At 71.8% G+C, this 11,567-nt stretch carries 7 protein-coding genes; all 7 read left to right on the top strand.

Features of this window, described 5'->3' with window-relative positions; translation table 11 throughout:
- Positions 1-2 precede the first annotated feature (2 nt).
- Entirely contained in the window at positions 3-4,655 is a 4,653-nt protein-coding gene (locus tag ACMCNK_RS17855) for a beta-ketoacyl synthase N-terminal-like domain-containing protein (protein WP_412737540.1), read from the top strand.
- Between the two features lie 21 nt (positions 4,656-4,676).
- Positions 4,677-4,973 (top strand): acyl carrier protein, encoded by a 297-nt coding sequence (locus ACMCNK_RS17850; protein ID WP_412737539.1) that lies wholly within the window; start codon positions 4,677-4,679, stop codon positions 4,971-4,973.
- Complete coding sequence (locus tag ACMCNK_RS17845) at positions 4,970-5,740, top strand: alpha/beta fold hydrolase (RefSeq protein WP_412737538.1); 771 nt, start codon at positions 4,970-4,972, stop codon at positions 5,738-5,740. The genes ACMCNK_RS17850 and ACMCNK_RS17845 overlap by 4 nt, the downstream gene beginning before the upstream one ends.
- Positions 5,741-5,752: 12 nt before the next feature.
- Positions 5,753-6,700 (top strand): sulfotransferase domain-containing protein, encoded by a 948-nt coding sequence (locus ACMCNK_RS17840; RefSeq protein ID WP_412737537.1) that lies wholly within the window; start codon positions 5,753-5,755, stop codon positions 6,698-6,700.
- A gap of 74 nt (positions 6,701-6,774) precedes the next feature.
- Positions 6,775-8,472 (top strand): hypothetical protein, encoded by a 1,698-nt coding sequence (locus ACMCNK_RS17835; RefSeq protein ID WP_412737536.1) that lies wholly within the window; start codon positions 6,775-6,777, stop codon positions 8,470-8,472.
- Positions 8,473-8,610: 138 nt separating this feature from the next.
- Complete coding sequence (locus ACMCNK_RS17830; RefSeq protein ID WP_412737535.1) at positions 8,611-10,485, top strand: hypothetical protein; 1,875 nt, start codon at positions 8,611-8,613, stop codon at positions 10,483-10,485.
- A gap of 86 nt (positions 10,486-10,571) precedes the next feature.
- A complete protein-coding gene (locus ACMCNK_RS17825; protein WP_412737534.1) occupies positions 10,572-11,540 on the top strand; it encodes an alpha/beta hydrolase family esterase in 969 nt (322 codons plus the stop codon).
- Positions 11,541-11,567 lie beyond the last annotated feature (27 nt).

Raw genomic sequence — 11,567 nt, 5'->3', positions numbered from 1 at the left:
GCATGCAGCCCATCGCGATCGTCGGGATGGCGGCGCTGTTCCCCGGCGCCGCCGACCTCGACCAGTACTGGCAGAACCTGATCGCCGGCAAGGACCAGATCACCGACGTCCCGGCCGACCGGTTCGACGCGCTGTTCTACGACCCCGCCCACGCGGACCGCCCGGACCGGCTGTACTGCCGGCGCGGCGGGTTCCTCGACGGCGAGGCGGTGTTCGAGCCGCTGAAGTTCGGGATCATGCCGAACTCGGTCGGCGACATCGAACCCGACCAGCTCATCGCGCTGGAGGTGGCCGCCGCGGCGGTCGCCGACGCGGGCGGCCCCGACCGGATGCCGGACGCCGACCGGGTCGGGGTCATCCTCGGCCGCGGCGGCATCCTCAGCCCCGCCGCCGCCCGGTACGCCCAACGGGTCCGCATGTCCAGCCAGGTCATCGGCATCCTGCGGGAGCTGATCCCGGACCTCGACGAGGACCGCCTCGACCTGGTCCGGGCCCGCTTCGACGAACGGCTCGGCAAGCACCAGCCCGAAGGCACGATCGGGCTGGTGCCCAATCTGGCCGCGTCCCGGGTGGCGAACCGGCTCAACCTGCGCGGGCCCGCGTACACGATCGATGCGGCGTGCGCGTCGTCGCTGCTCGCGGTCGACCAGGGGATGACCGAACTGGCCGCCGGGCGGCTCGACGCCGTGCTGGCCGGCGGCACCCACCACGTACACGACATCAGCTTCTGGTCGGTGTTCAACCAGTTGCAGGCGCTGAGCCGCAAGGGCGGCATCCGGCCGTTCGACGCGGATGCGGACGGCGTACTGATCGGCGAGGGCACCGGGATGGTCGTGCTCAAGCGCCTCGCCGACGCCGAACGCGACGGCGACCGCGTCTACGCGGTGATCCGCGGCAGCGGCACGTCCAGTGACGGCCGGTCGGCCAGCATGTTCAACCCGGCCAGCTCCGGGCAGGCCCTCGCGATCCGCCGCGCGTGGGAGGCGGCCGGGCTCGACCCGACCGCCCCGGACGCGCTCGGCCTGCTGGAGGCGCACGGCACCGCCACCCCCACCGGCGACGCGGCCGAACTGGTCACGGTCGCCGAAGTGTTCGGCCCGCACACCGGCGGGCAGCGGCCGGTGATCGGCTCGGTGAAATCCATGATCGGCCACGCCATGCCGGCCGCGGGCATCGCCGGGCTGATCAAGGCCACGCTCGCGGTGTACCACGGGGTGCTGCCACCGACCCTGCACTGCGACAACCCGCGCGCCGAGATGGCCCGGACCCGGTTCCAGCCGATCGACACCGCCCGACCGTGGCAGGGCAGCGGCCCGCGCCGCGCCGGGGTCAACGCGTTCGGCTTCGGCGGCATCAACGCCCACGTGATCATCGAGCAGCATGCGGGCGCGGCACCGGTCGAGGTCAGCGAACCCGACAAGGTCATGTGGCTGGCCGCGGACACCCCGGCCGCCCTGGCCGACCTGCTGGCCGCACCGGACGCGATCGTGCGTGGTCTGGAACAGGCCGGGACCACCGACGGAGGAACGGTCCGGATCGGCATCGTCGACCCCACCGACCAGCGGCTCGCCGCCGCCCGCCGGATGGTCGCCCGCGGCGAGCCGTGGCGCGGCGGACGCGACATCTGGTTCACCCCGCGACCGCTGCTCGGTCCCGGCGGCGGGCAGCTCGCCTTCGTCTACCCCGGGGTCGAGGCCGAGTTCGCGCCCCGGGTCGCGGACGTCGCCGCCCACTTCGGACTGCCGTACCGCGAGTACACCGCGGACGACCTCGGGCAGCACGGCACCGGCCTGGTCGAGGTCGGCACGCTGCTGGACGCCGCGCTGCGGCGGATCAACGTACGGCCGGACGCGGTCGCCGGGCACAGCATCGGGGAGTGGACCGCGGCCGCGGTCAGCGGGCAGATGAGTACGCAGGGGGTGGACGCGTTCCTGAGCATCTTCGACGCGGACACCGTCGAGGTGTCCGGGTACGCGTTCGCCGCGATCAGCGCCGCCGCCGAAACCGTGCTGCCGCTGCTGAAGGACTACCCGGGGGTGCTGTTCACGCACGACAACGCGCCCGCGCAGTGCGTCGTCAACGGGCCGCGGGAGCAGGTGCAGCGGCTCGTCGACGACCTGCGCGCCCGCAACGTGCTGTGCCAGCTCCTGCCGTTCCGGTCCGCGTTCCACACGCCCGTGTTCGCCGAGGGGCTGCAGGCCATCGGGGCTGCCCTGGGCCGCTGGGAGGTGCACCCGACCGAGGTGCCGGTGTGGTCCGGCACGCTGGCCGCGCCGTTCCCCGACGACCCGGACGAGGTCAACGCGCTGTTCATCCGGCACATGATCGAACCGGTCCGGTTCCGGCAGATGGTCAACGCCATGTACGACTCCGGTATCCGGGCGTTCCTGCAGGTCGGGGCCGGGCAGTTGGCCACGCTCGTCGATGACAACCTGCGCGACCGGGACCACCTGGCCATGCCGGTCAACGTCTCCCGGCGCAGTGGCCTGGACCAGCTTCGGCGGGTCGCCACCGCCCTGTGGGTGGACGGTGCCACGCCGGACCTGCGGGCCCTCGATCCGGCCCCGGCCGCCGTGCCCGCGCGGCCGGCCCCGGAGCGGCGCGTCGCCGGTCCGGCGCCGCGGCGCGGACCGGCGGTCCGCCTGGACCTGGGCGGCACGCTGGTGAAACTCGGCGAGGGCGCGGCGGACCTGCTCGGCATCCCAGCCCACGCCGCCGGGCCGACCTCACAAGCCGGACCCGTTGCGCCGCCCGCGCCTGCCACGGCCCGTACGCATACGCGCCAGGCGGAGCCCGATGTGGACGCTCATCAGGCCGCATTGTCGGCGCTCGACCGCCTCGCCGGGAACTCCAGCGCGGCCCGGGAACTGGCCGCACTCCTGAAGGAGACCGCGGACGACGCGGTGACCGTGCTGAGCGCCGCAGCCGTGGCGCCCGCCCCGAAAGCCGCCACGGGTGCTGCCCCGAAAGCGGCCACGGGTCCTGCCCCGAAGGCGGGCACGGGTCCTGCCCCGAAGGCGGGCACGGGTCCTGCCCCGAAAGCGGCCACCCGGCCCGCGCCGGAAGCGGCTGCGGTTGGGGCGGCGGCACCGGCTGCTGCGGCGGTGCCCGGGGCGAGGGCGGTGGACGTACCGAAAACCGCCGCGACCCCGGCGGACGACGGCGTCGTGTTGCGGACCTCGCTGGACGTGTCCGTCGAACGGATGCCGTACCTGCGCGACCACTGCTTCTTCGTGCAGCCGGACGACTGGCCGAAGGTCGAGGACCGGTGGCCGGTCGTGCCCGCCACCACGGTCGTGCAGCACATGATGGACGCCGCCGAGCAGGCCGCACCCGGGATGCGGGCGATAGCGGTCCGTGACGCCAGGTTCAACCGCTGGCTCATCGCGGCGCCACCGCAACGCGTCGACATCACGGTCCGCAGTGCCGGGCCGAACGAGCTGACCGTCGTGTTCGGCGGGTACGCCCGCGCCACGGTCGAGATGGCCGCGAACTACCCGCAGCCGCCCGGGGGTGCGTGGACGCACGACCCGGCCACGGAACGGCCGCCGACGATCAGCGCCGAGCAGATGTACGCCGAACGCCTCATGTTCCACGGCCCCCGGTTCCAGGGGGTCACGGCGGTGCACGCACTGGGCGACATGCACGTGCGGGGCGTCGTCACCGCCCCGGTCCCGCCGGGTGCCCTGCTCGACAACGCGCTGCAGCTCATCGGGAACTGGCTCATCACCACCCAGCCGTTCCGGACCGTGGCGCTGCCGGTGGGGCTGCGGCACGTCCGGTTCTTCGGGCCGCCCCCGGCGCCGGGGACCGCGTTCGAGTGCGTGGCCCGGGTCCGGTCCATCACCGACGGTGAACTGATCGCCGACACGCAGCTGTCGATCGGCGGCCGGGTGTGGGCGCAGATCGACGGCGCCACGGACCGGCGTTTCGACAGCCATCCCACCGCTCGCGCCTGCGAGCGGTTCCCGGAGCGGTACCCGATGTCGCAGCGCCGCCCCGACGGCTGGACGGTCGTCTTCGACGCCTGGACCGACCTGGTCACCCGCGGCATGGCGGCGCGCGGCATTCTCGGCGGCGACGCCGCGACCGAGTACGAGCGGATGCCCGGCGCACGCCGCATGCAATGGATGCTGGGGCGGATCGCCGCCAAGGACGCAGTGCGGTTCCGGCAGTGGGACGCCGGGCACACCGACGTCTACCCGATCGAGCTGACCGTCCGCAACGAGCCGTCCGGCCGGCCGTACGTGGAGTTGCGGCCGGGCCGCGGTTTCCTGCCCAGCGCGGTGTCGATCGCGCACGCCGAGGAGGTCGGTGTCGCCATCGCCGGGCCGGCGGGCGCCGAGGTCGGCATCGACGTCGTGGAGATCACCGCCCGCGACGACAGCACGATCCGGTACGCGCTGTCCGACGCCGAACGCGCCCAGCTCGGCACGGACCCGGACGCCGATGTCGCCCGCATCTGGGCGGCCAAGGAAGCCGTCGGCAAGGCGTTGGGCACCGGCCTGGACGGGGCCCCGCGCCGTTTCGCGGTCTCGCTGGCGGACGGCACGGTCACCGTGGACGGCCGGACGTTCCCGGTCGCCTTCAGCGAGATCGAGAACCCTCCCGAACTCCCGCCGCGCCGCTACGTGGTGGCGTGGACCCACCCCTGAGCAGTGAAGGAGAGCACCGCCATGCCCTCGAACACGACCGCCGTCCTGGCCGACGTCGATGCCCTGCTTCGCAGCGTCCTGGGCGACTTCGGCCCGGACGCCGAGATCACCATGGAGACCACGTTCCGCGACGACCTCGGCATGGAAAGCCTGGACGTGGTGTCGCTGGCCGGCCGCTTGCAGGCCCGGTACGGCAACTCGGTGAACTTCGCGCTGTTCGTCTCCTCGCTCGACGTCGCCTCGGTGGGTGAGCTGCGCGTCGGTCAGCTCGTCGACTACATCGCGAAGTCCCTGGACGAGCTGCCGGCCACGTCATGAGCCACGCGACCGTCAACGGGGTACGGCTGCACGTCCAGGAGGTGCCGCCGGTCGGGGAGCGGCGCGGCACCGCCGTACTCATCCACGGCATGACCTCGGACAGCATGGCGAGCTGGTTCCTCACGCTCGCCCACCCGCTGGCTGCGGAGGGCCTGCGGGTACTGCTCTACGACCTGCGCGGGCACGGCCACAGCGACCGGCCGCCGACCGGGTACGCGCTGGACGACTTCGTCGACGACCTGGCCGGGCTGCTCACCCACTGGCAGGTGGACGAGCCGGTGCACCTGTTCGGCAACTCGTTCGGGGGCACCATCGCGTTCGCGTACGCGGCCCGGCACCCCGACCGGGTCGCCGGGATCGTCGCGGTCGAGTCGGCGCCGCCCACCGCGGCCTGGTTCGGCCGCATGGCGCGGCGGCTGGCCCGCGCCGCCGAGACACTCGCGGACGCCGACTCGGTGGCGCACAGCCGCCCGCTGATGGCGCGCCGCGTCCGGGACGCCTCCGCCCTGCTCGCCGACACCACGGTCGGGCAGGAACTGCCGGCCAGCGCGCTGCCCGACCCGGCGCGGCTGGCCGCCATCGCCTGCCCCGTGCTGTGCCTGTACGGCGCGGAGTCGGCGGTCAAGGACCTCGCCCCGCTCACCCAGCGGCTGATGCCGCAGTCCGGCCACGTCATCGTCGACGGCCAGAAACACACCCTGCTCGTCAAAGCCCCCGACCAGGTACGGGCGCACGTGCTGCCCTGGCTCGCCGCGCCTGTCCACTAAGGAGTCCGGTCGATGGACCGCGCCATCATCATCAGCAACGGCCGCTGCGGCTCGACGCTGCTCTCGGATCTGATCGCCGACGAGCCGCAGACCTGCTCCGCGCAGGAGTTCTTCATGTCCGTGGCACCGTGGAACCGCAGCAGCGAGATCATCACCGGGCCCGCGTACTGGGATGTGCTCAGCGGGCCCAAGGAGGAACTGTCCGTCCTGTTCCGCATCGGCGTGCCGCCCAAGGAGGTGCGGTACCCGTCGACCGGCCGGTTCGCCGGGGACATGCTGACGTTGCCGCGCATCCTCGCGATCACGCTGTCCAAACTGACCGACGACCCGGACACGCTGTTCGACGCGCTCGGCGAGCGGGTCCGGCAGTTCCCCACGCAGCGCGTCGGCGCACACCACCAGGCGTTCCTCGACCTGCTGGCAGAGCTGACCGGCAAGCAGCGCTGGGTGGAACGCTCCGGCGGGTCCAGCCAGGTCACCCCGTCGCTGCTGGAGAACTACCCCACCGCCAAGATCGTGTACCTGACCCGGGACTGGACCGCCACCGCCCGTTCGATGAGCCGGCACTCGTCGTTCCAGCTCGTACAACTGCGGGTGGAGGCGGTCGGCCGGTTCGGCCTGGACCCGTTGACACTGCCCGCGGGCACTCCCGTACCCGACGAGGTCGCCCAGTACCTGCCGGACCGCCTCACCGCCGACTTCCTGCGCGAACGCGGCAACGACCTCAAACGCTTCATGGCCCTGTGCGCGTTCATGAGCAGCCAGGCCGAACAGGCCCTGGCCGACAATCCGCCCGCCCAGCTCCACCGGATCGCCTACGAGGACCTCGTCGCCGACCCGGCCGGGCAGCTCACCACGCTCGGCGAATTCCTCGGCTTCGCCGACCCCGGCGGCTGGGCAGCCTCGGTGGCCGACCGGGTACGCAGGCCGGAGCCGGTCCCCGTCCCCACCTCTTCGTGAACCGTCCCCACCTCTTCGCGAACCGTCCCACCTCCTCGTGAACCGTCCCCACCCCTCGTGAAAGGGACCTTCCCGTGAGCGGAACCTTGCGCCGGCTGGGCACCACGCTCGCCGCGCTGCTGCTTACCTGCGGTGCCGTGGCCGCCCCGGCCCACGCCGCCAACCCCGACCCGTACACTTTGCATCTGCTCGCCAAGGCCAAGCCGGACGAATGCTTCAACGGCATCGGCCAGCCCTACCCGGTGGGGCCGCCCTGCGCCCAGGGCCAGGCGAAGGTCAACCAGGCGTACGTGTGGGGCCTGACCCGGGTCGCCAACTGGATCTGGTTCGGCACCGGCGCCAACGTGCACTGCCTGGTCAGCGGCGCCACCCTCGGCATCGCGGTGCCCGTGGTCAACTCCGACTACGTCTGCGAGTACGGCGAAAGCCAGAACGTCCGCAACGACCCCGACTTCCCCGCCGAGATCGGCGACCAGCGCCCGCCCCAGGTGTGGCTGTACGACACGCTCACCAAGCGGCTGACCGACAAGAGCGCCGAGATCCGCGCCAAGAGCCCCGACGACGCAAAACGGCTGAACACCACGATCGGTCTGCGCGCCGCCGGAAACCTCGACAACGTCGTCCTGCTCGGCGGCCCCGCGCTGGGTGACTCGCTCAACCTGTTCGCGTTCGACGCCCGCACCAAACGGTTCCTCGGCTCGGTCAACCTGCCCCAGTACGGCAACATCCGCACGTTCCTCGTCGCCGACGGCGCGCTCTACCTGGGCGTCGGCATCGGCGCCAACGGCTCCAACGGCGGCGCGGTGCTGCGCTGGACCGGCAACGTCCGCAACCCGTTCGCGCTCGAAACCGTCGGCACGCTGCCGGTGCAGGCCGCCGACCTGGCTTACTACGACGGGCGGATCGCCACCACCACGTGGCCCGCCGAGCAGCCGAGCAGCCCCGCCATGCTCGCCGGGGTCTGGCTCAGCCCGCCGCTGGCCGATGGGCAGCCCGGCCTCAACCCCGAGGACGCCGACGGCTGGAAACAGGTCTGGCACGCCCGCATGTACGAGCCCGACCGGCTGACCGCGGCCACCTACGGCGGCGGTGGCGTCGCCGCGTTCGGCGGCTACCTGTACTGGGGCACCATGCACGTGCCGCTCAAGGCCACGAAGGTGCACCAGACGGTGTACCCGCAGACCACCGACGACGCGAAGGCCGCACAGGTCAGGAACACCCAGCGCGGCATCAGCATCTGGCGCGGCAAGGACCTGGGCCTGCCCACCCAGCAGATCGAGCTCCTGTACGGCGAAACCACGCTGCCCGCGTACGACCCGGGGACCGCCACGTGGAAGGCCGTGTCCACCGGATGGACTCCGAAGTACGGCAGGTCCGGCTTCGGCTACCCGTTCAACAACTACACGTGGCGGATGGCCGTCGCGGGCGACCGGCTGTACGTCGGCACGATGGACTGGAGCTACATCGCGGCCGACATCATGAACCAGCCGTCCGGATTCAGCGCCCGCGACCGCGCGGCGATCCTGCAAGACATTGACCCCGATGCGTATGGTGGCGACCTGTGGACGTTTCCGTCCACATCGGAGGCTGCGACCCCGGTGAACATCAAGGGCCTCGGCAACTACCTCAACTACGGCATCCGCAACATGATCCCGAACGGCAACGGGCTCTACCTCGGCATGGCCGACCCGATGAACCTGCGCACCGACCCCACCGACGACGTACCCGAGGGCGGCTGGGAGCTGATCCGGCTCGACCGACACTGCCCGTAACCCCCAGACGTGGGCGGGCGGCGACCCACGACGCCGCCCGCCCACCCCGGCCCCGCACCCCCGCGAGGCCCGAACCGCCAGCGCCTGCCGCCGCCGCGCCAGGCGCTCGTTTGCGCTCCGCGGAAAGGAACGATGTTCATGAAATTAGCTCCGACCGCCACCCTGCGCCGGGTGGCGGCGGCGGGCACCGTGCTCGTGCTCGCCGCGGGCTGGACGGCACACCCGGCCGCCGCCGCACCCCCCGCAGCCCACACCGCGAGCCCCGTCGCCGCCGCCGACGCCCAGAACCGGTACCTCAAAGCCATCGCCGACATGATCCACCGCGCGATCGTCAAGCAACTGCACCCGCCCGCCGCCCCGCAGAAGCCCACGCCCGCCAAACCCCGGTACCAATTCGACCTGCTCGCCAAGGCCAAGCCCGACGAGTGCTTCAACGGTGTCGGCCAGCCGTACCCCGCCGGGCCGCCGTGCAAGACCGGCAAACCCAAGGTCAACCAGGCGTACGTCTGGGGCCTCACCCAGGTCGGCCAGACCATCTGGTTCGGTACGGGCGCCAACGTGCACTGCCTCGTCAGCGGCGCCACCCTCGACTACGTCAAGCCGACCGCCAACGACAACTGGACCTGCGAGTACGGCGAGAGCCAGACCCACAAGGCCGACCCCGCGATCCCCGACTACCTCGGCGACATGCGCGCACCCGAGGTGTGGACGTACGACACCGCCACGAAGAAGTCCGTCAACAAGTCCGCGGAGATCCGCGCCAAGTCGCCCGACGACGCACTGCGCCTGAGCCACACCGTCGGCCTGCGCGCCGCCGGCACCCTGGGCGACGTCGTCCTGTTCGGCGGCCCCGCACTCGGCGACACGCTCAACATGTTCGCGTTCGACGCCACCACCCAGCAGTACCTCGGCTCCGTCAACTTCCCGAACTACGGCAACATCCGCACGTTCCTCGTCGCCGACGGCGCCCTCTACCTCGGCGTCGGCATCGGGCGCAACGGTTCCGCGGGCGGCGCGGTGCTGCGCTGGTCCGGCGACAAGACCAACCCGTTCGCGTTCACCACGGTCGCGTCGCTGCCCGTCCAGGCGGCCGACCTCACGGTGTACGACGGCCGCATCGCCGCCACCAGCTGGCCCGCCGAGCAGCCCACCAGCGCGCTCATGCTCGCCGGCCTGTGGATCAGCCCGAAACTCGCCGACGGCGCCCCCGGCCTCAACCCCGAGGACGCCACCGGCTGGAAGCAGATCTGGAACGCCCGCCAGTACGAGCCCGACCGCATCGTGTCGGCCACCTACGGTGGCGGCGGCATCGCCGCGTTCGACGGCTACGTCTACTGGGGCACCATGCACGTACCGATGAAGTCCAGCATGGTGCACGCCAAGGTCTACCCGCCCGCGGACAAGGAGGCGGCCAAGACCCAGGACGTCAACACCCAGCGCGCGGTCAGCATCTGGCGCGGCAAGGACCTGGGCCTGCCCACCCAGAAGATCGAGCTCGTGTACGGCGAGAAGACGCTCCCCGCCTGGGACCCCGCCACCGGCACGTGGTCGCAGAAGTCCACCAACTTCACCCCGCTGTACGGCAAGTCCGGCTTCGGCTACCTGTTCAACAACTACACGTGGCGCATGACCGTGGTCGACAACAAGCTGTACGTCGGCACCATGGACTGGAGCTACCTCGTCAAGGACCTGCTCCAGGGCGCCGCGCCCACCGCGCCGGTCAACAAGTTCGCCAAGCAGGCGCTCGCCGACCCGGACTCGTGGGCCAAGCCGCTCATCAAACCCGGCCAGTTCGGCGGCGACCTCTACATGTTCCCCGACAGCAACTCGCCCGCGATCGCGGTCAACACCCGCGGCCTCGGTAACTACCTCAACTACGGCGTCCGCAACATGATCCCGGACGGCTCCGGGGGTCTGTACATCGGCATGGCCAACCCGATGAACCTGCGCACCAAGCGCCTGGACGCCAAACCGCAAGGCGGCTGGGAACTCATCAGGATGACCAGCCGATAGTCGCTGCCGCAAGGGCTGGGCGGATCCTCGCCCAGCCCTTGCGGATCCCTTACCCGGCCCGAACATCCACAGGAGACGATGCAACGGTGAGAGCCCGAGTCCTGCTCCTGATCGCTGTGCTCCTCGTCGGCGGCTGCACCGCGCACCGCGCCGACCGCGGCCGGCCCCCCGCGCCGCCCGCCACCACCGGCACAGGTACCCCGCCCTCCACCCCGCCGGTCGGCCAGTCGTCGGGCACCATGACCGTCGGCGGCCAGGACCGCACCTACCGCGTGTACCGCCCCGCCGGACTGCCCGACCCCGCCCCGCTGGTCATCGTGCTGCACGGTGCCGCCGGCACCGGCGAACAGGCCGAGAAGTCGTACGGCTGGGACGCCCAGGCCGACACCGGCAAGTTCCTCGTCGCCTACCCCGACGGGATCCGCCGCACCTGGAACGTCGACCCGGACTGCTGCGGCGTGGCGGCCCGCGACAACGTCGACGACGTCGGGTTCATCACCCGGCTCGCCGCATCGTTCGGCAGCCTCGTCGACCCGAAACGGGTCTACGCCACCGGCATCTCCAACGGCGCCATGCTGTCGTACCGGCTGGCCTGCGACACGGACGTCTTCGCCGCCATCGGCCCGGTCTCCGGCACGATGATCAACGAGTGCAAGCAGCCCCACCCACTGTCGATCATGCACATCCACGGCACCGCCGACCACACCATCCCGTACGGGGGCGGGCCCGGAAAGCGCGACAACGCCGGCGCCGGCAGCCGCCTGCCCGTCAAGATCGATGGCCCCTCGGTCCCGGACCTCAACGCCCACTGGCGCGAGATCGACAAGTGCGCGACGCCGGTGGTCAAGGTCTCCGGCACGGTCACCACGTCCACCGCGGCCTGCGCCGACGGTCGCGCGGTCGACCTGATCACGATCGCCGGGGCGGGACACCAGTGGCCCGGGTCCCGGCCGGCGCCGCTGGCACAGCGGTTGCTGGGGCTGGACGCGCCGTCTGCGGCGCTGCAGGCCACGCCGACACTGTGGACGTTCTTCGCGGCGCATCCACGGGCGTGAGTTCCTGTCGTACCCCCGTTCTAACGT

The sequence above is a fragment of the Krasilnikovia sp. MM14-A1259 genome (genome assembly GCF_047159535.1).
GTDB lineage: Bacteria > Actinomycetota > Actinomycetes > Mycobacteriales > Micromonosporaceae > Actinoplanes.
This window is presented reverse-complemented; position numbering and strand designations above follow the sequence as displayed.